This is a genomic window from Paraburkholderia monticola, assembly GCF_001580545.1.
Classification (GTDB): domain Bacteria; phylum Pseudomonadota; class Gammaproteobacteria; order Burkholderiales; family Burkholderiaceae; genus Paraburkholderia; species Paraburkholderia monticola.
The window spans coordinates 94,828-119,674 of sequence record NZ_LRBG01000001.1 but is presented as its reverse complement, the minus strand read 5'-3'; the positions used below and the strand labels follow the sequence as shown (position 1 = coordinate 119,674).

16 protein-coding genes and 2 tRNA genes are annotated in these 24,847 nt (G+C 62.3%); 7 read left to right on the top strand and 11 right to left on the bottom strand.

The annotated features are described in order from the left end of the window. Window positions 1-259 precede the first annotated feature (259 nt). Window positions 260-3,244 (bottom strand): TrlF family AAA-like ATPase, encoded by a 2,985-nt coding sequence (locus CI15_RS00590; protein WP_062123146.1) that lies wholly within the window; start codon window positions 3,242-3,244, stop codon window positions 260-262. A gap of 508 nt (window positions 3,245-3,752) precedes the next feature. On the opposite strand from CI15_RS00590, the gene CI15_RS00585 reads away from it, so the two are divergent. Then, on the top strand, window positions 3,753-5,003 hold the full coding sequence (locus tag CI15_RS00585) for a hypothetical protein (RefSeq protein WP_062123143.1): 1,251 nt from the start codon (window positions 3,753-3,755) through the stop codon (window positions 5,001-5,003). A gap of 339 nt (window positions 5,004-5,342) precedes the next feature. Further along, window positions 5,343-5,786, top strand: a complete 444-nt coding sequence (locus CI15_RS00580; RefSeq protein WP_062123141.1) for a hypothetical protein — start codon at window positions 5,343-5,345, stop codon at window positions 5,784-5,786. Window positions 5,787-6,123: 337 nt separating this feature from the next. On the opposite strand, the gene CI15_RS00575 is transcribed toward CI15_RS00580, so the two are convergent. The 3 genes from CI15_RS00575 to CI15_RS00565 form a co-directional block, all read right to left on the bottom strand. Continuing rightward, window positions 6,124-7,356, bottom strand: coding sequence for a tyrosine-type recombinase/integrase (locus CI15_RS00575; RefSeq protein ID WP_062123139.1), 1,233 nt, complete (start codon window positions 7,354-7,356; stop codon window positions 6,124-6,126). Window positions 7,357-7,508: 152 nt separating this feature from the next. Beyond that, window positions 7,509-7,595, bottom strand: a tRNA-Leu gene (locus tag CI15_RS00570). A 227-nt stretch (window positions 7,596-7,822) separates the two neighbouring features. Next, window positions 7,823-7,909, bottom strand: a tRNA-Leu gene (locus tag CI15_RS00565). A 416-nt stretch (window positions 7,910-8,325) separates the two neighbouring features. Here CI15_RS00565 and rnr point away from each other — a divergent pair. From rnr to CI15_RS00540, 5 genes are all read left to right on the top strand, one after another. Then, on the top strand, window positions 8,326-10,821 hold the full coding sequence (gene rnr / locus CI15_RS00560; protein WP_062123137.1) for a ribonuclease R: 2,496 nt from the start codon (window positions 8,326-8,328) through the stop codon (window positions 10,819-10,821). A gap of 185 nt (window positions 10,822-11,006) precedes the next feature. Beyond that, entirely contained in the window at window positions 11,007-11,750 is a 744-nt protein-coding gene (gene rlmB / locus CI15_RS00555; RefSeq protein ID WP_062123135.1) for a 23S rRNA (guanosine(2251)-2'-O)-methyltransferase RlmB, read from the top strand. 209 nt (window positions 11,751-11,959) lie between these two features. Continuing rightward, entirely contained in the window at window positions 11,960-12,655 is a 696-nt protein-coding gene (gene rpiA / locus CI15_RS00550; RefSeq protein ID WP_062123133.1) for a ribose-5-phosphate isomerase RpiA, read from the top strand. 316 nt (window positions 12,656-12,971) lie between these two features. Then, on the top strand, window positions 12,972-14,210 hold the full coding sequence (locus tag CI15_RS00545; protein WP_062123130.1) for a glycosyltransferase family 4 protein: 1,239 nt from the start codon (window positions 12,972-12,974) through the stop codon (window positions 14,208-14,210). Window positions 14,211-14,702: 492 nt separating this feature from the next. Continuing rightward, window positions 14,703-15,125 carry a helix-turn-helix domain-containing protein gene (locus CI15_RS00540; protein ID WP_062123849.1) on the top strand — a complete coding sequence of 141 codons (423 nt, stop codon included), beginning with the start codon at window positions 14,703-14,705 and terminating at the stop codon, window positions 15,123-15,125. 226 nt (window positions 15,126-15,351) lie between these two features. Here CI15_RS00540 and CI15_RS00535 read toward each other — a convergent pair whose 3' ends face one another. From CI15_RS00535 to CI15_RS00505, 7 genes are all read right to left on the bottom strand, one after another. Next, the gene (locus tag CI15_RS00535) at window positions 15,352-16,737 is read right to left on the bottom strand and encodes an undecaprenyl-phosphate glucose phosphotransferase (protein ID WP_062123842.1); all 1,386 of its coding nucleotides are present in this window, start codon (window positions 16,735-16,737) and stop codon (window positions 15,352-15,354) included. Window positions 16,738-16,773: 36 nt separating this feature from the next. Continuing rightward, window positions 16,774-17,508, bottom strand: coding sequence for a Crp/Fnr family transcriptional regulator (locus CI15_RS00530; protein WP_062123840.1), 735 nt, complete (start codon window positions 17,506-17,508; stop codon window positions 16,774-16,776). Between the two features lie 627 nt (window positions 17,509-18,135). Next, window positions 18,136-20,781, bottom strand: a complete 2,646-nt coding sequence (locus tag CI15_RS00525; RefSeq protein WP_062123127.1) for a glycosyl hydrolase 2 galactose-binding domain-containing protein — start codon at window positions 20,779-20,781, stop codon at window positions 18,136-18,138. Between the two features lie 55 nt (window positions 20,782-20,836). Then, window positions 20,837-21,865: a DUF1839 family protein gene (locus tag CI15_RS00520; protein WP_062123123.1), complete on the bottom strand. Its 1,029-nt coding sequence runs from the start codon at window positions 21,863-21,865 to the stop codon at window positions 20,837-20,839. Further along, window positions 21,862-22,938, bottom strand: a complete 1,077-nt coding sequence (locus CI15_RS00515; protein WP_062123120.1) for an amino acid--[acyl-carrier-protein] ligase — start codon at window positions 22,936-22,938, stop codon at window positions 21,862-21,864. The genes CI15_RS00520 and CI15_RS00515 overlap by 4 nt, the downstream gene beginning before the upstream one ends. Then, entirely contained in the window at window positions 22,939-24,246 is a 1,308-nt protein-coding gene (locus tag CI15_RS00510; protein WP_062123117.1) for an acyl-CoA dehydrogenase family protein, read from the bottom strand. Continuing rightward, window positions 24,243-24,494 carry an acyl carrier protein gene (locus CI15_RS00505; RefSeq protein WP_062123114.1) on the bottom strand — a complete coding sequence of 84 codons (252 nt, stop codon included), beginning with the start codon at window positions 24,492-24,494 and terminating at the stop codon, window positions 24,243-24,245. Before CI15_RS00505 ends, CI15_RS00510 begins: the two co-directional genes overlap by 4 nt. Between the last annotated feature and the right edge of the window lie 353 nt (window positions 24,495-24,847).

Sequence of the window (24,847 nt, the reverse complement as noted above, 5' to 3'; positions counted from 1 at the left end):
TTCAATCTCCAAGTGAAAAAGTCCGTTTCAGGCATAGCTTCGCCGACGGGATCATCGGATAGGTCACGAATTCGTAGTTGTCGCAGTGGCGGCATGTCGGTCGCAAGCGAACAGCTGACTGGGCTAATCCGTATTCGGCTGCGACCTTGCCCGACGGCGCGGAATTGCGATTCCACTATCAGCGATCCGCCGAGATTCCTAGAGGCGTACGTATGTCGAGACATCTATCCGGATGCTGTTGTGTCTGATGTCGTTCTAATCAGATGGACACCCGCAATCGCTTGGCACGCTCCTTGAACGCGCGTTCGCCACCTTCGAGGATGTCGCAGACATGCTGCCGGATCTGCGGGCTTTCGAGACTGCCACTCTCGTAGGTAATGACCGGCAACTGACCTGACCTATGTGGTCCGCATTGAGCGACGATCACCTGATCCGCATCGGTATTCACGACCAGGTTGGCATTGTGCGTCACGATAATGATCTGGCGTCGCTTCTTAGCGTCGCGGAATCGATGCACTAGTTCTTGGAAGATGGATTGCGGGTCAAGATTTTCTTCGGGCTGGTCGATGATGAGCGGTCGGTCGTCTTCCGCGTCGATGGCGAGGTACAACAACAGCAGGACGATGCCTCGGGTTCCGGGCGACAACTGTTCGATATCAACGCCGTCGTATTGCAGACCGTAGCCGACCGTAATGTGGTCGGTACTGTACAGCCAGTCCGATATGCTACGCGCCCATGCGCGAAACTCTGCATTCTCGGGCATATGCGTCTTGAGCGCCGCTTCCTTGGCCTTGACGAAGTCGAAAAGGGCGGTGGCGGCCTCCGTTGCATCCCCCGTCTCCCATGCCGCCATCAACCCCGCGTGTGCCGATCGCAGCAGTTCGCCGCGTCCCTTGAAGGGGCCGTTGGTACGCAAGTCCAGCAGGCCCTCGCCTCTGGCCGCCCATTTTTCGAGGTCGACCATTCGACGGACCGAGAATGACAGTTTCGACAACGAACCTTCGGCTTCATCGATACGCGTCTTGATCGGCGCGTACAGATCCGCAAGCTCTTTCTCTTCTTCGACGATGGCCTCAAAAATGGCGGCATACGCGGTGCGTCGCGCATTGACCAGTGCACGAATGCGTTCATCCGCTCCCTGAACGCGTTCGATCTGCTGGACCACCTTGGCCAATGCGGCCTCTGCCTTGGTAATCTTGTCCGACAACGTCGTGAAGCGTTTGGCGTTCTGTGCATCGACGCCGACCAGCTTACGCAGTCGAGCCAATTCTCGCTCAAGCAAGGAGAGCGTCTGATCGGCGAGACTCGCATGTGCGGGAATGAGTTCGATGGACGGGTCAGGACTTTCCTGAACCGCTGGATCGTTTTTCGCGGGCCCTTGTAGCGCAACGATCGAAAGATTCGCCTGTTTGATGCGCTCCGTTAGCAGAGAGTCCACTGGGCCCACGTAGTCGAGTTTGAAGGCCTCCCAGTCGGCGGCGCTGAGACCGGCATGTTCGCGCTCGTCTTTCAGATCGGCCAGTAGGGACGGTGCCTGTCGCAGCCGGAAGTCACTCACGTCCTCCTGCAAATGCAGTAGTGCCTGATGCCGGCGCTTCGCCTGGTCCACAAGTTGTCGCTTGGCATCGACGGCGAGCGACACCTGATCATGGCGTTTCGCGCGTTCCTCATTGCCCTTGGCGACCAGCGACTTGCGATCGGTCTTGTCCTTTTCGATCGCGCGTTTCTTCTCGTCCCTGTCTTTCTCCAGCGCCTTGAGACCGTCCTTCCTGACGCGCTCGTCGGTGAGGTCTGTGGAGGCCTTGGTCAGCGCCCCTTGTTGGCGTTCGCGCTTCTGGCGTGAGCCTTCCAGACGAATGTCCAGCAGTTCCTTGAAGGAATCGGCACCCTGTCGATCTGTCATGGGGTGCGCATTGAAGATCACGCGCTCGATCTCCATGACCAGCGCGTCGTTCAGGCCTTCCGCCGAGCAAAGTTGATCCACGAACTGCTGCGACAGGTACTGGACATAGGGACTGGCCAGCAAGTCCTCCATGTCGGTTTGAGCGAGTTCGTTGCCGGTCTTTTCGCCCGATGCCCATTGCAATTCGGCGTAACTGTCACCAAGGTATTGCTTGGCGCGAAGGATGAAGGAGCGTTCGTTCAGATGCGGGGAAAGTGCGAGGCCGCCTGCCGCAATCAGATCGGCCAGCGCGGTTTTGCCGGAGCCTCGCGCCCCGATCACGGCAACCAATCCCGCGTTCAAATCAACGGCGCCATTTGCAATCCAGGGCGCATTTGTCACGGACACGGCGTTGATGGTGTGGCTGTCCAGCGCGCCGCGTGGTGGCTCTGCGCCGATGAAAACGCGTTCTTCGGGTTCGATGCAGGTCTGCCGCAACGAGTCGAACGTCAGGTCACCCTTGATCCAGCAGCGGCGGTCACCATCGGGCTGTCCTGCTTTGGCAAGCGAATGCGCATCCGACCCGTGCAGGCAGGGTTTGCATCCGTTGTATTGGCTTTCGAGCTCGCTGACCGAAGCAGATTCCTTACCCAGCCAGAACCGGATCTGCTTGGGATTGGCGCTGAAGACGATGTGCGCCAGACCCTCGACGTTTTTGCGCTGTGCAGCGAAGGATGCCGTGGCATCCCGTAGACCCGATGTACCGTCTTTTTCACCACCGGCCACCGCGATCAGCGTGTTCTTCTTGATCCATTCGTTTTTCGATAATGCCTGCTTGAGCTGATCGAAGTTCACCTTGAACTGGTTGGCGCCTTCGGATCGTGCAGCTTCGTCGTCGGTCAGTGCCGGTTTGTGGGCTCGGCCCAGACGAATGAGGTCGTTACGCTGGCAACGATAGGACTCGCCCAGGTAGGAGAACTCGAACTCGAGGAGGAAGCGCTTGATGCGCTCGACATGGTCGGTATCCTGCGGCGAGAAGAGAAGGTGGATGTTGACGGCCGACGCCTTTGCGGTTTCGATGCCGAGGCGCAGCTCGACGTTGGGGAAAATCAGACCCACGCCAGGCAGACGGCCGCGGCGCTTTTCGTCAACGACCTGTTCGTAACGCTCGATGCCAAAATAGTCGGTGATACCGAGGGCGCGAATGGGTGGGGTCGAGGCCTCGATGGCGCCGAGAAACGCTTCCCATGGATCAGCGCCGGCATACTGGTCGTTTAGGGCGGTGCCGGGGGTATGGATGTGTGGATCCCAGCGATGCCAGATCGAACCTCGCTTGCTTTGTACCTCATATGCGTCGGCCATACGGTCCCCAGTGGTTTTCTTGTGGCGGTGTCCGCCGGGTCGCACGACATCGGTGCGATCTCATTGCAGTTGAAGCGTGGGAGTTGGAATCGGAATGCAGAGAATATAAGCCATTTTCCCAAGCTGGCTCAGCCGCTCTTCGTGGAATTCTTTGTCGCGATCGACTTGATGCCAGGCTGATGGCTACGAAGCGTTTCGGAGAGAAAAGTCCGTCAGTAATGTCATCAGTGTGCAAGACCAGTGGGGCAGCTCGATTGCTATGCGAATTGCATATTTCAGATCGCTAACTACGGGCGTCAGTGCATGTTTCGATATGCTCGCGGTAACTGCTTGCCGACCGTCTCTGAATGTTTCGGAGCGTCAAAGCCATTCAAGTTCTTCCATGTCCCGCCGTAATACGATGACAAACACTTTAAGGTCAGACGCCGGAACCCAGAGTGTTGGGTTCAACGAGATCGCCTGATTCGAGGGCTGCAAAGACGGCGGACTGACGCGACGAAGGAATCGAATGGACCTTGAGAATCTCGACATCTCGCCTGATGAGGCGAGGCAGCGTTTTTTTGAGCGGGTGTCAAGCGGATCCATTGCGCTGGATGGCGTGATGTCGCCGCTGACGCGAGAGCTGGCCGGCCGTTTCGGAACGGAAAGCGTCGATATGACTTTCGGGTGGGCATGTACCCCCACGGATTGGGTCTGCCCCGCCTGTGGAAGAGGCAAGCCAGAGATCGTTCGCTTGAACACGAACGGCCATCTGATGTGTCGGCTGGTCGAGCACCACGATCACATGAAAGACCTTGTCAAGGACGAATTCGAGCGTCAATGCAAATTGCAGAAGACCATCGTTGCTGACGAGTTTGCAAAGCGCTTTGCGACACGCGCTTCGCAGATGATTTCAGCGTACGACAATGCGATCATCTGCGACGACTGCAACGCTGCCGATCCGAAGGCCAAGGGTGCAGTGGGTACCCATAGGGACTTCTCCTATTCACCTCAGGAGATCAGGCGTTTCGTGCGGCCCCGACCCAATGTTCCGCACGAGATCGATGTGGAGGAGGCTGCAAGTATCTGGCAAGCCAATGAGGAAACGTTCGCGTTGCGGCTCAAAATTGTTGAACGCATCGCTGGCATCGCCGCGACCAACACGCATTGGTATCAGGAACTGCCTTATGGGCAACGCGCGGAGACGGTCTACCGCCAAGCCGAGTACCTGCAGGGACAATATCGCGTTCCCGGTGCGCTCTATGAGCTGACGGGCGACAAGCGGCGACCACCATCCCCGGACGCGAGCGCCTGGCGACGCGTCAAGCATAAACGTCCGCGCGTGGGACCGCGTCCTGAAGACGTTGGCTATCTCGCGAAGGTCTCCTTCGGCCGGCATTGGAGCGCCGTGACCGAATCATGGCGATGCCCCGCCTGCGACCGGACGAAACTGGAGACAGTGCGTAAATCCAACAAGGGCGATTGGGCGTTTCTGTTATCGGATCGCTCCTTCTACGCTCCCGGCGAACGGTGTGGCAGCAAGCGGGCCGTGGTCTGCGGCGACTGCGGCCGATTGGCGTCCGATCTTGGAAGGGAGGCGTGTCTGGTCGCAGAAGCCGCCACAGAAAGTAACTATGCGCAGTTCCTATCGGTTTCGGAAATAGCGCTTGTTGTCCTTCCGCAACCTCATGCCAGGCATAACGTCAAGAATGAGGCGGCCGACGATCTTGTGATGGACCTCGTCGAACGAATCACACTGCTTGAGCAGCAAGGTGACTAGCGATACGCGTGACTATATCCGAAGGGAAAAACTGAGATTTCAAGTATGCCAAGACCGGACATTGACCTTCGGCGTGACGATTTTCTGCTCGGGGATTTCCGAAATCTGGATAGATTGGCAAGGGTCGAACATCCGGGCCGGGATCAGGTCAGACTCCATGCTGCGACAGTACGGAGGCTACTGCTGGACGGGGAGTTAGGGGCTGCTGCCAGTCGGCGCGGGTTGCCGCTCAAATTTGCGGTTCCCGATTCCCAGCCGCTTGTTCGGTCAGCGAGTGGGGGGCATGTTGCTCAGTTTTGCTTGATGGGAATGGCGGGGTATGGAAATCTTACGGCGTTTATGTCGCCAGGTCCTGGCGGCTACGACTCCACTGCCGAGGAGTTCGATCCGAACAACGTTGTCCATCTCAATCTGGCGGAATTCCTCCGCCAGGAGGTGGCATTCTGCACTGGTGTGTTTCTTTCGTGGCACGACGTTATCGCTTATGTAGCGAACAAGGTTGCCGGCGTTCATTACGACACCTCTCCGACGGGGCGTCTCACCGAATCCAAGATGCGCGCCCTTGGTGAGTTGATGGACCGCTTTCAGATTCGCGCGGAAGGCGGATCGCTACTGTTGTACTCAGGTCGGCGCGCCGCCAATACTGAACCGATGGGAATCAGATACGAGCCTGACTCTATCGGGGGAGTGTTCTTGGAACTTCTTGCATGTGTCACGTACATTCTGGAAAGTGAATGCGTCCTCGTGCTCAGACGAAGCATTGAGCGAGACCTGTTCCTGTAAGGTCAAGAACGGTCCAACGTGAGTTTGGATTCGCGAGGGAACCTGGCGTAGGGTGCGCCTGGTACGTGTCAGCGAGCATGAACGACAGCGTTTGAAAAAGTGGGGGACGTGACGGTATTAATGACGGTATCGTCGACCTCAACTTCTCTTTTGGGCGATGGCCTCAACGATTTCGTCGAGCGGACGCCGGTGATTATCCAAAGCCGGCTGCCGAAAGCCGTCAAGTGCCGACCTGTAATGTCGGTATCGGCGACGGTATTCCCGTTACTCAAACGCGTGGCAGCGCCGTGTGCACAAACCTTTCAGCTTTCGATTGACAATCGAGTGGGTATATCGCTTAAGCTCGCTCGCTCAATCCCGCTTCTATTGTCGGCAGACTGAGCCGATCAATGTAGTCAGCCCACTCCTGCATAACGCGGCGACGATCATCATCAAACGTTGTTCTGTCGTAGGCCTTTTGCACATCGCCACGTTTGGCGTGTGCCAGTTGCGCTTCCAGTACATCGAGGTCTATACCGAGCCGTTCTCGTCCCACGGTACGAAGCATGCCCCGGAAACCGTGCGTCGCGTGCTTTCCTTGAAATCCCATTTCTCTCAGTGCTTTGCTCAGCGCGTCTCGATGTAAATGGGGAGTCTTCTGGCGGGCAGGGGACGGGAAGACGTAGTGCCCCTTGCCCGTGAGCAGCTGCACTTCGTTCAGGACCGCGATCGCCTGCTTCGGCAAGGGCACGATGTGATCGTGCCGCATTTTCATCCGCTCGGCGGCGACGTGCCATTCAGCTGTTTCCAGGTTCACTTCGTCCCACGGCACTGAAGCAACCACGCCGGGGCGAAGGCCAGTCAGCATCGTGAGTTTGAGGGCGGCGCGGGTAATGGGTGACTTGTACGCATCGATAGCAATAACAAGCGGGGCGATCTCAGTCGGTTTGGTTATCGCCGGTATGTGGCCTTTCTTGTGGCGCGGCACTACGCCACGAAGTGTCAAGGCAGCGCCATCTTCGCGTAATCCGTTCTGGACGGCGTAGGTCACGATGCCACCGAGGAACTGACGTGCTTTGGTTGCGAGATTAGGCGCGTGAGAGGCGATCGCTTCGAGTACAGGCTTAACCTCCGGCGTGGCAAGTGTCGAGATGGGCTTGTTGCGTAACGCGGGGGTGAGATATTCGCGTACAACAAACTCCGCTTTCCGGTAGGTCTCGTCTGCCCATTCCTTGCGCTTGAAGTCGAGCCAGCGCTGAGCCACGAGATGGAAGGCGCCTTTGGCTACGCGCCTGCGAGCGGCGACCTCGGCCCGGCGATGTTCGACCGGATCGGTGCCTTCACGTACAAGACTGCGTGCGGTCGCCGCGGACCGGCGCGCATCGTTGAGTGTGACATCAGGGTAGGGGCCGAGGCTGAGGAAAGTCTCCTTGCCCGTGCCTGGTCTTCGATAGCGGAATAACCAGGTCTTGGCGCCGTTTGGCCGGACCCGCAAGGCGAGCCCGTTACCATCCGCGAGAAGGTAGGGGCGTGCACGCGATCTGGCGGAGCGGAACACCAACTCCGACTTCGGTTCGACGCGTCTGGGCATGGGTTTGCCCTCGAATCTGGTATACGCAAGAGTATACGCAAAAATCGTCGACGTCAGCGGAATGTCCAGGATCTGTAGGCAACAAAAAACCCCGTAAGACTTTGATCTTACGGGGTTTCTCGGACTACCTCGGCTTACGCCGGAACAACTTGTGGTGCCCAGGAGAGGACTCGAACCTCCACGGTGTTGCCACCGCTAGGACCTGAACCTAGTGCGTCTACCAATTCCGCCACCTGGGCACGTCTTCAAACTAGACCGCTATTTTAGCAAGATGATTAAGTTTGTCAATCTCTGCTTCAAACAAACTTGCTTTTCTCATCTGCCCGGTTGAACGCGCAGCGAAGTGATGCAATCGCTACCGAACCACCGTCCTGCTCATCCGGAAATCGAAACACAAACAGCGATTTCAACGACCGGGTCTTACACAAAAAAGAGAGCCGCCAGAAGGCGGCTCTACTTTTGAATATGGTGCCCAAGAGAGGACTCGAACCTCCACAGTGTTGCCACCGCTAGGACCTGAACCTAGTGCGTCTACCAATTTCGCCACCTGGGCAGGTGATGAACAGCAAAGACCGCCATTATAGCGACCGATTCCGGCCTGTCAAGCGATTTGCCCAAGCCGAGCGAACCTCGCGGCAAGCTGGCGCACGACGGCTTCGAACGACCGCCGCAGGCCCGCCTGGCGCCCGACACGGGTGTTAGAATGCCTCGCAGTAGTTCGTTGGCACGGTGCGCATCCGGTGTCCCGACGCGAGTGTCCAGATGCGGGTCACCGATACGCGCGTCGAGCTGGCGTTGAACGAGCGGGACCCCGGCAGTGTCCGGTGCAAATCGCAGTAGTTGCAGTAGAGCAGAGAGCAGCAGGTGCAATGACCGAGGCAGCGCAGCCGCCCTGCAGAAGCAGCCGAGCGAGACTGCGCGCATTACGCAAACGCCTTCCAGGCCGGACCCCATCGCCGACCGCCGTCCATGCAACGAGAAAAAATCATCGACAAGCCCTTGAGCAAATTTCCGTATCCGATTCCAAGCCGCGAAGAAATCCTCGGCGTGCTGCGCACGAGTGAAACGCCGCTTGCCGCGAACGACATCGCCGAAGCCCTGTCGATCAAGCGCCAGGAGCGCGAAGGATTTTTCAAGCGTCTCGGCGCGATGGAGCGCGACGGCCAGATCCGGCTCGATCAGCGCAATCTCTATCAATTGACCCATCCGTCGAATTTCGTCGCGGGCCGCGTGCAAGGTCATCGGGACGGCTACGGCTTCCTGATTCGCGACGACGGCCAGGACGATCTGTTCCTGCCCAACGGCGAGATGCAGAAGGTCATGCACAACGACCGCGTGCTCGCGCGCATCGTCGGTTATGACCGGCGCGGGCGGCCGGAAGGGCACATCGTCGAGGTCACGGACCGCGCGAACAAGCGTGTGATCGGGCGTCTGCTCAACGAGAACGGCGCGCTGATCGTCGCGCCCGAAGACAAGCGCATCGGCCACGACATTCTGATCACGCAGAACACCCGCAAGGCGAAGGTTGGTCAGGTGGTGGTGGTCGAGCTGACCGATTTCCCGAGCCGTCATTCGCAGCCGCTCGGCCGCGTGGTCGAGGTGCTCGGCGATATCGACGACCCCGGCATGGAAATCGAAATCGCCGTGCGCAAGTACGGCGTGCCGCACGAGTTCAGCGAGGCCGCGCTCGGCGAAGCGGCGAAACTTCCCGACGAAGTGCGCCCGGCCGACACCCGCCATCGCATCGATCTGCGCGACGTGCCGCTCGTCACGATCGACGGCGAGGACGCGCGCGACTTCGACGACGCCGTCTATTGCGAGCCGGTCAAGGTCGGCCGCGGCGACGGCTTCCGGCTGATCGTCGCGATCGCGGACGTGTCGCATTACGTGCTTCCGCAAAGCGGGCTCGATACCGATGCGATCGAGCGCAGCACGTCGGTGTATTTCCCGCGCCGCGTGATCCCGATGCTGCCGGAGAAGCTGTCGAACGGACTGTGCTCGCTCAATCCGCATGTCGACCGCTGCGTGCTCGTGTGCGACATGATCGTCACCGCGCGTGGCGACGTGAAGGCGTATCAGTTCTACCCGGGCGTCATGCATTCGGCCGCGCGGCTGACCTACACCGAAGTCGCCGCGGTGCTGAAAAACACCAAGGGTCCGGAAGCGATCCGCCGCGCCGCGTTGCTGCCGCAGCTGCAGAATCTGTATGGCGTCTACAAGGCGCTCTTCGCCGCGCGCCAGAAGCGCGGCGCGATCGACTTCGATACGACGGAGACGTACATCGTCTGCAACGCGCAAGGCAAGATCGAGCAGATCGTGCCGCGCACGCGCAACGACGCGCACAAGCTGATCGAGGAATGCATGCTGGCCGCGAACGTGTGCGCAGCCGATTTCCTCAAACGCAACAAGCATCCCGGTCTGTTCCGCGTGCATGCGGGTCCGAGCGCGGAAAAGCTCGAGAACCTGCGCACCTTCCTGCGCGGCATGGGCTTGACGCTCGGCGGCGGCGACTCGCCCCACGCGAGCGACTACGCCGCATTGATGGCACAGATCCGCGACCGGCCCGACGCCTCGATGCTGCAGACGATGCTGCTGCGCTCGATGCAGCAGGCGGTCTATAGCCCCGACAACATCGGCCACTTCGGTCTCGCCTACGAGGCGTACGCGCACTTCACGAGCCCGATTCGCCGCTATCCCGATCTGCTCACGCATCGCGCGATCTACGCGATCCTGCAGGGCCGCAAGTATCAGCCGCAGCCGCCGCACGGCGTCGAGCTCAATACCGCGCTGTCGCCGCGTGCCCGTGCGATGCAGCAGGCCGACGAGGAAAAGCGCGGCCCGCGCGCGCGCGCGAACAACGTGGCGATCTGGGAAGAGCTCGGGCTGCATTGCTCGGCGAACGAGCGCCGCGCGGACGAAGCGTCGCGCGACGTCGAAGCGTGGCTCAAGTGCTACTTCATGCGCGACAAGCTCGGTGAAGAGTATGGCGGCATGATCAACGGGGTCACGTCGTTCGGCATTTTCGTGCAGCTCGATTCGCTGTTCATCGAAGGTCTCGTGCATGTGACCGAACTCGGCTCCGACTACTTCCAGTACGACGAGATCAAGAACGAGCTGCGCGGCGAGCGCACCGGGATTCGCTACCGGCTGTCGGATCGCGTGCGCGTGCAGGTGAGCCGCGTCGACCTCGACGCGCGCAAGATCGACTTCCGCCTCGTGCGCGACACGCCGATCAAGCCGCCGGTGGCACGCGGCATCGCGGCCGACAAGGGCGAAGGCGCCGGCCCGCGCGTGCGCGCGTTGCCGTCGGAGGACGGCGCTGGGTCGATGCCGGGGCCGCGGCGCAGGAAGGCCGCGCCCGCGCAGAGCGCGGCGGTCAAGGAGGCGCGCGCGGCGCGCGGCGCGGCGAAGAAGCATGGCGTCGCGACCAAGGCGACGTCGAAGCAGGCACGCAGGAAGCGCTGAGACTGTTGCAGCGCCGGGACCGCGCGCGGCGGGCACGTCGATACGTGTCGGTTGCGCGCGGTCTCGCGTTTTATCGAGGGTAGTGTGGGCTGTTTCGGTGACGCGAATCGACGCACAGGTATCCGGTTTCATCTTCATCATCGTGGCGCGCGTTGCACGCGCGCCCAATCAAAGGTTGTTCAGTCATGGCACGTCATAAGGTTTTATACGGTTTCCACGCAGTGACCGCGCGTATCCGGCACGATGCGTCGACGGTCGAGGATGTCTATTACGACGCGACGCGCAAGGACCGTCGTATGACCGAATTCCTGCAGGCCGCGAAGGACGCGGGCGTGCGTCTGATCGCCGCCGACGAAACGCGTCTGTGGGGCCTCGCGCGCACCGAGCGTCACCAGGGCGTGGTCGCGCGCGCGGGCGATATGCCGCTCGCGCAGAACCTGGCCGAGCTGCTCGACGGCATCAGCGGCTCGCCGCTGATCCTCGTCCTCGACGGCGTGACCGATCCGCACAATCTCGGCGCCTGTCTGCGCGTGGCCGACGCGGCAGGCGCGCACGCGGTGATCGCGCCGCGCGATCGCGCGGTGGGACTGAACGCGACCGCCGCGAAGGTCGCGAGCGGCGCGGCCGACACCGTGCCGTACATCACGGTCACGAATCTGGCGCGCGCGCTGCGGGAGCTGAAAGACGCGGGCGTGTGGGTGGTCGGCACGGCCGGCGACGCGGAAAAGAGCGTCTACGACACGGAGCTCGACGGACCGGTGGCGCTGGTGCTGGGCGCCGAAGGCGAGGGCATGCGACGCCTCACACGCGACACCTGCGATGTCGTCATGCACATTCCGATGGCGGGCACGGTGGAGAGCTTGAACGTGTCGGTGGCGAGCGGCGTGTGTCTGTTCGAGGCGGTGCGGCAAAGGGCGGTGAAGAAGTAGTTTTTATCGTCGCTTTGGTCGACGGTCAATGGTCGATTGTTGGCGCCCGGAACGCGGTGGTGGTTCCGGGCGCTTTGCTTTGAGCGCGGGCCATGCGGCTCATAGAGCAGCAGGATTCTGCAGCTGATTCGGTTCGATCCATCCAAACCCCGCTCGGTGCGCGCCACTCCGGTAAACTATCGATTTTTCACGCCTCTCCCGCCTCTCCCATGACTCAAGACGAACTGAAGCAACTGGTCGGCCAGGCCGCCGCCGATTACGTGAACGCCAACGTGCCGCAAGGCTCGGTGATCGGCGTCGGCACCGGCTCCACCGCGAACTGTTTCATCGACGCGCTGGCCGCCAGCAAATCCCGCTATCGCGGCGCGGTATCGAGTTCGCTCGCTACCACCGCGCGTCTGCAATCGCACGGCTTCAAGGTGCTCGACCTGAACGAGATCGACTCGCTGCCGGTGTACGTCGACGGCGCCGACGAAATCGATCACAGCGGCGCGATGATCAAGGGCGGTGGCGGCGCGCTCACGCGCGAGAAGATCGTCGCGTCGGTGTCGGACGTATTCGTCTGCATCGCGGATGCGAGCAAGGTCGTCGCGACGCTCGGCAACTTTCCGCTACCGATCGAAGTCGTGCCGATGGCGCGCACCGCGATCGGCCGTCGGGTGACCGCGCTCGGCGGCGTGCCCGTCGTCCGTGTGACGAAAGAGGGCGCGCCGTTCATCACCGACAACGGCAACGAGATCATCGACGTCAAGGGCTTGAGCATCAGCGACCCTCGCACGCTCGAGGCGCATATCAACGCCTGGCCCGGCGTCGTCACGGTCGGCCTGTTCGCGGGCCGCGGCGCGAATCTGTGCCTGCTCGGCACGGACTCTGGCGTGCAAACGATCACGTACGATCAGAAGTAAGCGGATCGCGTTTCTGTTCGCACCGACGCGTGTGAGCCGTGCCAACGGTTCACACGCGTTTTTTATTGAGCTTGCTCATTACAGCATCGCGACCCGGCGCATTTCAACCAGCGCGGAGACGTGGGGCGCGGCATTACGCGCATAGCGCAGAGGAAAGCGAACGAGTGAAGCGCTGAATTCGCAGGAGGAAAAGACCTTCCGAATGACTCGAGCACTGTCGCGCGTCGAATGTGGTCACCCGCACGCACAGCCAGGAAAGGGGCACATACACTCTTCTCTGAGGCCAGGTGGCGTTGTGTGACAGACAGGACGGAATATGAAAGTGGCGATCGTGCACGATTGGCTGGTCGCTCGCGGCGGCGCAGAGAGAGTGCTCGCGCAGATCATCGAGTGCTTTCCCGACGCCGATCTTTTCAGCATCGTCGATTTTCTCGAAGATCGCAAGGCGCTCGCCGGTAAGCCCGTTACCACGTCGTTCATTCAACGTCTGCCGTTTGCGCGCACTCGCTATCGCTCCTATTTGCCCTTGATGCCGCTCGCCATCGAACGTTTCGATCTGTCGAGCTACGACCTGATCATCAGCAGTTCTTGCGCGGTCGCGAAGGGCGTGCCGGTCGGTCCCGAGCAGACCCACATCAGCTACGTGCATTCGCTGATGCGATATGCGTGGGATCTGCAGCATCAGTATCTGCGCGAAGCGAATCTGCTCAAGGGGCCGAAGTCGTGGGCCGCGCGCGTGATGCTGCATTATCTGCGCGGCTGGGATGCGCAATCCGCGAATGGCGTCGACCGTCTGATCGCGAATTCGCAAGCCGTCGCGCGGCGCATGCTGAAAGCCTATCGACGCGATGCCGTGGTGATTCCGCCGCCCGTCGATGTGAACGAATTCGAACTGCGCGCCGAGAAAGACGATTTCTATCTGACCGTGTCGCGGATGGTGCCGCACAAACGCATCGATCTGATCGTCGAGACGTTCAACGCGACGCCGCAGCGCAAGCTGATCGTGATCGGCGATGGGCCTCAGATGGCGTCGGTTCGCGCGAAAGCCGGACCGAACGTGACGATCCTCGGCTATCAGCCGTTCGGCGTGTTGAAGGACTATCTGGCACGCGCGCGCGCCTTCGTGTTAGCCGCCGACGAAGATTTCGGCATCGTGCCGCTCGAAGCACAGGCCTGCGGCACGCCGGTCATAGCGTTCGGCAAGGGCGGTGCGCTCGAAACCGTGGTGCCAGTCGGCGACCCGCATCCGACCGGCGTTTTTTTCGCGCGCCAGACGGTGGCGTCGATGCTCGATGCGATCGACCGCTTCGAGCGGCTGAGCGCGTACATCACGCCTGCGGCCTGTCGCGCGAATGCCGAGCGGTTTTCGGTGCTGGTGTTCCGGCGCGCGTTCATGGCCGAGGTCACGCGCACGATCGTGGCGGCCGGTCACCGTCTGTCGCCGGCGGAATTGGGGGCGCTGAGGGAGCGGGTGGAGTGGGCCCAGCCCGATCCGGCAAGCCGGGAACTGGGCCTCGCCGCCGACGCAGCGTCAAAAAACAGGTGGGGGAACTGAGGTGAGGGTCTTGCGCTGTTCTCGCCTCGTGGAGGGTTCGATAGGAGAGCAAGAGGTTTTCGTCGTCATGCAGTGAGTTCGCAATAGGCAGTAACGAGCCGTTCTGACCTGCGTGTCCGGGCGGCTATCGGTGTGGGCGCGTGCGCTTTGCGCTTTGTATCGGCAGCGCGTTTCGCGTATCGCGCGAAACGTGCCGCGCGTGCAAGGCCAGCCGCGGCGGGCCCTTGTCAGGCAGGCAGGGTTTTACTTCAAAAACGACATCGGGGTGCGCGCCACGCGCTAGGGCGAGATATTCGCTGGCGCGGCATGCCTCGCGTGGCCATAACGACCTGAAGCAGACGTTCGCTAGCGTGTCCGCTTGACTGCCTCACTGCGAAGTTCGCCGTGGCGGCAGCGCAGCGTGCCGTGGCGATTCACTACAACGGGTAGTCGTCGTTAGCGCGTCATCCATTAACGCGCAGGCGACTTTTGGACGAGGACGAATTTAATCTCATGAATGCCGATCGCCTTCCGGGACCCTTTCCCGACATCTCCGCAACCTGGGCTACGTTGCAAAGCCAGTTGCCAATCACGCCGATTCGCACCGACGAGGATTATCAGCAGATGGTGCGCGTCGCCAACTCGCTATCCGATCATTTGAGCGGCAACGCCAACGATCCGCTCGCCGATCTGCACGCGATCGTGAAGGAACTGGTCGGGCACTGGCAAGCACGCAACCTGACGATTCCAAAAGCGGAGCCGCGCGAAGTGCTGCGTCATCTGCTGACCACGCATGGGCTCAAGCAGAAGGATCTGGCCGGCATCGCATCGCCGACCGTGGTCAGCGATATTCTCGCGGGCCGCCGCGCCATCAGCAAGAAGGTCGCCAAGGCGCTCGCGGTGCGATTTCAGACCGACGTCAGCGCGTTCCTGTAGAGGCGGTGTCGCGCGGACCCGTCCACGACGTGGTCCGGCGCGGCTGCTTTGCGGGGGCGCCAACGCAGGTGGCTGTCGATCGGGCCGCCGGCGTTGGCGTTTGTCGTTGGCGTTTGTATTTGCGGTGAGGTGAGCGCGGGTGTCGTTTCGGTTTCGCGTGTTTTCGGTAAGCCTCACGCGATCACCGGCACGCGCGGATGCGGCGGCGGTGACGGTGATGGTCTGGTCAGAACGCGTTGCGGCCGACAAAGCCCTTGAAGACCGTGATGAAGACGATTTTCATGTCGAACCAGAACGACCAGTTCTGGATATAGAACAGATCGAACTTCACGCGCGCTTCCATCTTTTCGACCTTGGTGGTCGCGCCGCGATAGCCGTTGACCTGGGCCCAGCCGGTGATGCCGGGCTTGATGCGGTAGCGGTGCATGTAGCCATACACCTGGTCCTTGTACAGATCGTCGTGTTCGACCGCGTGCGGACGCGGCCCCACCACCGACATCTGACCGAGCAGCACGTTCAGAAACTGCGGCAACTCGTCGAGACTCGTGCGGCGCATGAAGCCGCCGAGCTTCGTCACGCGCGAGTCGTTGCGGCTCGCCTGCGTGACCTGGCCGTGCGCTTCGTGGTGCACGGTCATCGAGCGGAACTTGTAGATGCCGAACGGTTGACCGTCGACGCCCTTGCGGGTCTGCCGGAAAAACACCGGCCCGGGCGAGCTGAGCTTGATGCCGATCGCGAGCACGACGAACACCGGCGCGAGCGCGAACAGCGCGAGCGCGGCGAACAGTCGGTCGAACATCAGCTTCGGCCACATCTGCGGCGGCGAGAGCGGCGTCGCGCTCAGATTCAGCGTCGGCAAACCGACGACATCGACGATCGTCTGGTTGAACAGCGACAAGCTGCGCACATCGGGAATGAAACGCAGATTGACGAAGTCGTGTCTGAAGGTGCGCGTGAAGCGGTAGATCGTGTGCTCTTCGCATAGCGGCAACGCGAGCCACACTTCGCTTACGTGTTCGTCGCGCACCTTGGCCGCGAACGCGTCCAGATCGGTCAGCACCGGCAGGCGGGTCAGACGCGCGCCGTACGCGTCGTGGCCTTCCACGCTGGTGTCGAACACGCATACGGGTCTGAAGCCCGCTTGCGGCGCACGCTCGAGATGCGCGAGCAGCGTGCGCGCAAAACCCGGTGCGCCGACGATCGCGACGGTGCGCGCGTTCAGGCCGCGGCGTCGCACGAAACGCAGCACCACGTGCATGACGCAGCGGGTCGCGATGATCAGCGCGCCGGAGATCAGCGTCGAATAACCGAACCACAGGCGCGAGACCGCATCCATCCGATGCAGCGTGAACGCGAGCACCAGCGCGGTCGCGACCACCACGAGCCACGCGAGCGCGAGTCTCGCGAGCACCGGCGCGAGCGCCTTGCCGCGCCACGTCTCATAGACTCCAAAGCCGGGAAACAGCAATAGCACCAGCACACAGTTGAACGCGATCAGGAGGCGCTCGGTATCGGCTAACGCGATTGGCGTGGAGAAGCGCATCCAATGCGCGAGCAGACCACCTGCAATCACGAAGAGCGCGTCGAGACATCGCGCAGTTGTCCTGAACATGGCCGAATCGATCCCGGTCATCGAGCGGCGTGCCGCTTATTCAACAGTCTCGGCCTGGCGCAGACGCGGCAGAAGACGATCGAACTCGCGCTTCACGAGGCCATAGCATTCGCACGCGCGGTCTTCGAGACCCTTGCGGTCGAGTACCTTGATATGGCCGCGGCTATGATGAATGAGACCCTCGTCGTGCAGCTTGCCGGCCGCTTCGGTGATGCCTTCGCGGCGCACGCCGAGCATGTCGGCGATCAGCTGCTGCGTGACCGTCAGATCGTTCGACGCGACACGATCCACTTCGATCAGCAACCAGCGGCACAGCTGCTTGTTCAACGCGTGATGGCGATTGCACGCGGCGGTCTGCGCGACCTGGGTCAGAAGCGCGTGCATGTACAGCAGCATCAGACGGCGCAGAAAGTCGGAACGCGCGAACTGCTGCTTGAGCGCCTGTGCGCTCATCCGGTAGGCGAAGCCCGCGCATTGCACCTGCACGCGGTTCGGCATGGTTTCGCCGCCAGTGAGGACCGGCACGCCGGTCATGCCTTCGCGGCCGACCGCGGCGATCTCGACGGAGCTGCCGTCCTCCATCGTCGAGAGCATCGAGATGATCGCGGTAGTGGGGAAGTACACGTGGTGGATCCGTTGACCCGAGTCGCACAGCAGTTGCTCGGTGCGCAGATGAACCAGTTCGAGGTGGGGAGCTAGCGCTTGCCATTCGTGCGACGGCAATGCGCCAAGCAGATGGTTACCGTGCAGATCGGATTGAAGTGTCAACATGATCGGTCCTCGCATGAAAGTCGCGCGTCGCGTGACTCTCTTCGTTTCTTTGATCCGATGCCCACATCCTGGACTGGGCTGCCTGGCGAGCAGCCTGGATGAAAAGCCTCGGCCCCGTTTTAGGCCTGTGTGCCGCCGCTTCTGTTGTAGCGCTCGTGTGCGGTAGCACTCTGTTGCGCAAGGGTATTAGCGAGGACCGTGCCAACGTTAGGGAAAACACGTGCTGATGCGGCGCAGCGAAGGAAGCCTCAGCGCGTCGAGAGGCGAAAAGCGGCTTTTTGTTTCAATTCTGCACACCCCCGCCCCGCGGGGAATGCATCGTATGAAAGCTTCGGGTTTCGGCCAATCCCTTGATATCACGGGCCTCGCGGCCTGATACAAGGGGGCTGTCGAACCTGTCTCAAATTTGAACCTGGCGCCGCATGCACGTTTTGAGGCGCTCTACGCGAAGTGCCGGAAATGATTCAGAAGTGTTAAGTGCGATCCGTGCGTTGTCGCACGCAAGGCCTTTCAGACGGGGCAACAGTCGCGTTCAGGCCAACAGTGAATGAGCCGGGCAGACAGTTCGAGACGTGCGAAGCGGGTTTTGGCGCGTTTCGCGGGCATGCGACCAGTTCAGAATGACCACTAGCCGTAGAAGATGGCGGATAGCGCATTGATCGCGCGGACTTCACCGGTGGGTGCCGCACTTGTTTCACCCGCTTTAAACGCTGCATTTGCTGCAGGTGCAACGACGTCTTGTGGTGCGGTCGCGCACGCGTCCGGCAGCAGCGGCTCGAGCGCAACCAGCGGCACGATACAACGCCGGTTCGGCGCCAGATGGAACCAGTCGCGCGTCGCGCGGTAGTGCGAATCAATGATATGAACGAAGCGCGCAAAGCGCTTCGTTTCGATCGCGAGCTGCCAGCCGTCGTCGTCGCTACTGCGTTCGACGTCGACCGTCATACCGAGGTCATCACGGGCATGCACGCTACGCTCGGGCAGATGGAAGGCTTCGGAGACGATCTCGCCGCTCACGGCGTCATATAGCGTTGCAATCGTGACATCGTGCGCGCGCGGGCCGAAGCGGTACGCATGCGTGAAATCGAAGAACTGGCCGAGGTGCGCGGCCGCGCTCAAGCGTTGCAGGCTGCGCGGAGCGAGCGTCAGCGCGCGGCGCGCTGACATGACCTTGACGCCGCCGTCGCGCAGGCAGGCCAGTTCGAGCTCGCCGCTAAACGTTTGCGCGCGCTCGTTGATCAGATGAATATCGAGGCCGTTCAGGCCTTCGTCGGTGAGCGTGACCTGCAACGGCTGCAGCGTGTGCGCGAAACCGTGCAGTGCGCTTTTGGGCCGTCCTGTTGCATCGATCATGCCCCAGCCCGCGCCCGCGCGCAGATCCTGCAACTGCCACACGAGCGCGCCGCTGCACGATGAGCCCGCTCGCCGCCATTCGGCGAACACATCGCTGATCAGTTCGGCCACCACCGCGCGCGACAGATCCAGATAACGCGCGGGGTCTTCATAGCGTATGCGCGCCGGCTCGACGCCGTAGAGCGTTTGCAGGTAGTAGTCGCGCACGTCGTCGAAGTCCCAGCCTGCGCCGGGATCGCGCGGCACGGCGGCTTTCCAGCGCGGATCGTGCGGCTGGATCGTGCCGAGCGCGTCGCGCAGCGTTGCATCGTCGGGAACGTTGGCGAACGCCAGGCATTCGGCGGCGAAGCGCACCTGCGCGCGACGCGCGTCGGCGAGCGGGCGCTGATAGGCGCCGACGCCGTAGTAGTGCGTGATGCCTTCGTTAGTCGAAAAAGGCCAGGGGCCACCCGAGGGCGAGTTACTCACATAGGGCACGTCGGCGCGTTCGCGCGCGACGAGCGCGGGCAATAGCTCGGTAAACAACGCTTGCTCGCGCCGCGCCGCCGGCAGTCCGAGCATGGCCGCCTGCTGGTCGACCTCGCTGCCGCCGCACAGCACCGCGAGCGAGGCGAAGCGACGCGTGCGGATCAGAAACTGGCTCGCTTCGCGTTCGATCAGTGCGCTGAACGCGGCATCGCTGGGGTAATCGAAATTCGCCAACGCGAAGTCTTGCCAGATCAGCAGTCCGTACTCGTCGGCGAGTGCATAAAACAGATCGGACTCGTAGAGCATCGTGCCGCCGACGCGCAGCATGTTCATGCCCGCCGCGCGTGCGAGCTCGAACGTCTCGCGCAATTGCGCTTCGGTGCCCGCGAGCGTGACGAGATCGGCGCTGGTCCAGCACGCGCCGCGGCAAAACACGGGCACGTCATTCACGCGTAACGTGAAGTCGCTACCGTTGGCGCCACGGTTCACTTCGATACGACGAAAGCCGATCGAACCCAAAGACTCGGATATCGCGGTGCCGTCGTCGAGCTGCAACGTCAGAGGATATAAAGTGGGCACCCCGTGCGTATGCGGCCACCAGCGTTTTGCATCGGGCACGCGTACGTTGCCGGTGAGTGTATATGCATCGTGCCATTGCAAACTCGAAACATGGCCCCCGCAAGAAAGTGTCGCGCGACAGGTGTCGGTGTCGTGGGGGTGCAGGAAACGTAACGTCAACGAAACAATCCCATCGTCGCGCTCGAGCCGACTAGTCAGATCAATCGTGTCGAACGCGTGCGGCGCGTCGCCGAGCAACTCGATGGGACGCCACGGACCGACCGCCTGAATCGCGGGGCACCACCCGGGCATGTGGCCGAGCAGCGTGGTGCGCACATTGCGAAGTGTCGGCGGTGAGGCGAGCCGCGGCCGCCAGCGCGCACGCGAGCGTTTGGCCGCCAACGCCGGCGTCAACGAGCGAAAGCACAGCACGAGCGTCGCGGCGCCATTCAGTTCGATGTCCAGATCATGTGCGATGAACATCGATTCGGATTCGAGCTGCTTCACCTCGTCGAGCCAGACTTCGGCGAGCGTCGCGAGCCCATGAAAACGCAAACGACGCAGGCCCGTCCCGATCAGCGTGAGGCGATACCAGTGATCGTCGAACGCGAGCGGCGCGGGGTGAGCGACATCGAGCAGACCCGCGGCACGCCGCGCGCTCGCGACGGTGCCAGGCACGGGCGCGACGAGCCAGCCTTGCGCGGGCAGCTCGGCCGGCGACGTATAGGCGCCGGCCAAGGTGCTCAGACATTGCCAGCCTGTGTCGAGACGCTGCGGCCACAGCGGGGACGCGCAGAACGTCATGCGCGTGCCGCGCGCGTCAGCCGCCGGATCGAGTGTCGATACATCCACGGTCAGGTCCCGGAAAAACGGCGCGCCACGAAGCGCGCGCATCAACGGATCAACGGATCAGTGCATCAACGCATCAACGCATCAACGCATCAACGCTTTAGCGCAGCAGAGCGGCTAGCGGCGGCAGCGTTTTTTCGTAAGCGCTTTCGAGCACGTCGAAGCAGTCTTCGCATGGATCGCGACGACCTCGCGCGATCGCGCGAATGAGCCGGAACTGCATCACCATCGACTCCGACGCGATGCATTGCGCGGCGGCCGGTATCGTCGGCGCAATCTCGATGCCTTGTGCGCAGAGCCACAGCAGATACTTCGACAGTAGCTCGAAGTTCGCGCCGAGCTGCCGCATCAGATTGAACGAGTACAAATGAAAGTACGCCTCGTCGCGTTCGAACAGCGTGTCGAGATGCGCGGGAAACGCGGCACGCCATTGCGATATCGGATTGATCAACGGACGCCGTTCCAGATGCGCGCGCAGCAATTGTGCCGACGCTTGCGCGAGCGCGGTACCTTCGAGCGCGGGCCGCGCCTGCTTGGCGAACTCGACGTACGGAAACAGCAGATCGGGTAGCGCGGCGAAATGCGGCAGCTTGCGAAACACGCCGTCGTAGTCCTCGCCCTCGAGCTGGTGATAGCCGGTGTTATGGAAATAACCGATGCGGCGCGCGGCGGTGTCGACGAAGTCGATGCCGATCGTGGTCTTCGGATGCTCGCGGCGATACGAGGTCGCGCGCGTATCGGGCAAGTAGTAGCCGTCCACTTCGACGAGCACGGTGTGTCCGCGCAGCGTCTGCGCGAGCACGCGTGCTTCGAGCGAGTCATAGATCGCGAGTTCCTGCACCTGGGTGCCGTACAGATGGTCGAGATCGCCGAGCGGAAACTTGAAGAACGTGAACTGATCGTCTTCGAAATCCTGCGTGACGGTAAACGCGAGCGCGGCGCGCGGATCGAGCCCGAAGCCGTGCAGCAGTTCAATCCACAGGTCGACGTAGCAATTGGTCTCCTGCCACACGCGCTCGCCCTGATGCAGTGTGTGCGATACGTGCTCGCGCAACTGCGCGCCAGAGCGCCCCGGCAGGGATGAGTTGGCGAGCACGCTGGGAAGCACCGAGGCCGGCGATCGATTCATGAGCGCTCCCCGGCAACGCCTGCCGTTTGCGTCGATTGCGTCGCTTGCCCGGCCTGCAGCGCATGCACGACGCGGCTTTCGGTGTCGCCCCACAGCAGCGCGCGCACGTCATCGGGCCACGCGTTGACGTCGAGCCCATGATGACGGAACAGCGCGAGCGTGATGCGTTCCATGCCGAAGCCGACGCAGCCCGTATGCGCGGTCGCGCCGTCATCGCAGGCGATCTTCCAGATCGCGCCGAAGTGGTCCATGTGATAGTTGAACGACAGGCAGGCCGTCTTGCCACGCGGATCGGCGATCGGGATCAGCAACTCGAACTTGAGCGCTTGCGCGCGCTGACTGTCGGCGACGATCTTGCCGCCGCGGCCGAAGAACGGATCGTTGGCGAGATCGACTTCGACAGGCAAGCGCAGCAGATTCACGAGCAGCGAACCGCGTTCGATCCACATCTGCCGGAACGCCATCACCTGCTCGGGACTGCCGAGGCGCACATATTCGCGCTGGCGGAACATCTGCATGCGGCCCGGATCGAGCGACGGCTCGTGGCGGAAGCAGTACGACAGCACGTCGATCGTGCGGCCCTCGGCGGGAAGGGGACCACGCCGCGCCATCACCGGATAGATCGGATAGCAGGCAGCCGGGGTCAACACGACCCGCGTTGGTTTCTGCTGCGCGAGCCATGCATCGCTGCGCTCGCCGTCGCCCTCGGCAAGCGCATCGTCGAGCGCGCGCAGCAGACGGTGGTGGCCCATGTCGTCGCCGCAGAACGAATGAACGGTGCCCGCGAGATTCGGAAAGCTCTTCAGATATTCGCTATCTTCGAAGTCGGTCCGTCGCATCGCGGGCGGAAAGCGCAATACCTCGGGCTGCTGATCTTTGCCGAGATGCGTAATCGCCACGTTCAACCGGTCGATCACGTCCTCGAAAATCTGGCTACGCCCATACAGGCCGTTTTCACCGGTATCGATCAGCAGGCCGGCGGCCAGCATCTCGTCGCGCAAGGTGAGCGACGAACCCATCTCGGCGGCGGTGGCGGCCGCGGCGACAGCGGCGCTATCGGTCGTCAGCTTCATTCAGGGTCTCCCCGGCGCGGCAGGTCGTTGCGCGAGCAGCAGACTCGCGGTGTTCTGCGCGATACGGTCGTTATTGATCATCAAGGGCGCCGAGTGCAGGTCGCGCAAATGACGGCCCACGCTATACGGCGTGCCGTTCTTGTAGCCCGCCATGCCGCAGATCATCAGCACCTCCTGCACGACCTGCAGCGCGGTGGTCGAGATGCTGGTCTTCAGCGTGTTCATGTCCGACGCGAAACCGAGCATCGCCGCTAGCGGCGCGTCCGCTTGCGCTGCGCCTTCGCGTGCCTGATGCGCGGCGCGCGCGGCGTCGAGCGCGACCGACAGACGTGCCTGCATCATCTGCAGCAGGCCGACCGCCTCGGCAAGCCGCAGACCCGCCGGCGGTATCGTGCCCGGCGTCGCGCGCGCCTGCGCGCGGAAGAATGTCTTGGCGCGATTGACCGCGTCGGCCGCGATGCCGGTCCACACCGACGCCCACAGCGTGTGCGACACCGGCAGCATGGTCTGATCGGCGATCTCGGCGAACGGCGTCGCGAGGATCTGTTCGGCCTGGCCCGTCGCGACGAGCCGGAAGCCCTCGCTGCAGGTGCCGCGCATGCCCATCGCGTCCCAGCCGCCGCGCCGCTCGAGCTGCGTGTCGGCGCGCAACGCGACGATCAGCACCTGGTCGGACGCGGCCGCGTCGGCGGTGCGCCGCGCGGTCACGAGGATGCCGTCGGCGTGGGCGCCATAGGAGATCGTCGGTGCGAGCTTTTCGATCCGGAAGCGCGCACCATCGAGTTCGACCGAGCACGCGCTCGTACGCATGTTGCCGCCGATCGTCTCTTCCGAGGTCGCCGACGCGAGCAGCCATTGCTGTTCGGCTAGCTGGCTTAGCAGGTGCGCCTGCCAGGCCGAAGCGCCGCGATGGGAGTCGATGCAGGCAACCTGGATCTGATGCATCGCATAGATCATCGCAGTCGACCCGCAGCCCTGCGCGAGCGTTTCGCAGATCGCGCCAATGTCGGCAAGCGACAAACCCGCACCGCCGTACTCGGCCGGCACCATTGCCGACAGCAGGCGTTCGCCCTTGAGCGCCTCGAATGCTTCGAGCGGAAAGCGTGCCTCGCGGTCCACGGCGTCCGCATGCTGCGCTGCGATCGCGGCGCAACGCTGCGCCGCAGCACGCCATTCGGGGCCGGACGCGAGCGCGGTCAAGGGGACGGTGGCCGCGGCCGGAGCGTCGCCGGTCGGTGCGCCGGTCGTCGGGTTCGCGGCCGACCCGGATGCCGCCGCGGCGGCCTGATCCCGCAGCGGCGCGGTCATGCTGCCGCCTTGGCCCGCAGCAACTCCGTCATCGCGGCGGCCATCGAGTCGATGCTGGAGAACAGGCGGCGCGTCAGCATACGGTCGGGAATTTCGACGTCGAATTCGTCTTCCATTGCGAGCATCAGATGCACGGTCGCGAGCGACGAGAGTCCGGCGGCGTAGAGGTCAGCGTCGTCGGCGAGGCCCTCCACCGGGACGTCCAGGCGTGCGGATTCGGAAAGGATGCGTCTCAATGCAGTCTTCATGCAGTGGTCCCCCCTGGGGTCGAAAGATCTGCCGATGGGTGCCGACGTCGGACGGAACGCCGGCACTTGATTTTCGTGTGTAGGGTCGGGCGGTGCGATGACCGCTGCGCGCATGCGCGGTGTTGCAGTGCGGTGATGCAGAAGGCCTCAGTGAAGCCCACTGCGATACCGGACGCACATGGGTGAGTCTGCGCTTTTTATTGACCCGTATTTAAGAATTGTCAACGCCGAGCGTCAGTGCGATGCCGCACGGAAGCGCAGGATTCGCGCACGTACCGTGTAGCTCATGACGAGGGACCGTCATGGATCGACCTGTCGTCGCGCACGCCAGGCATCGCCGGTTCCGCCGAAGT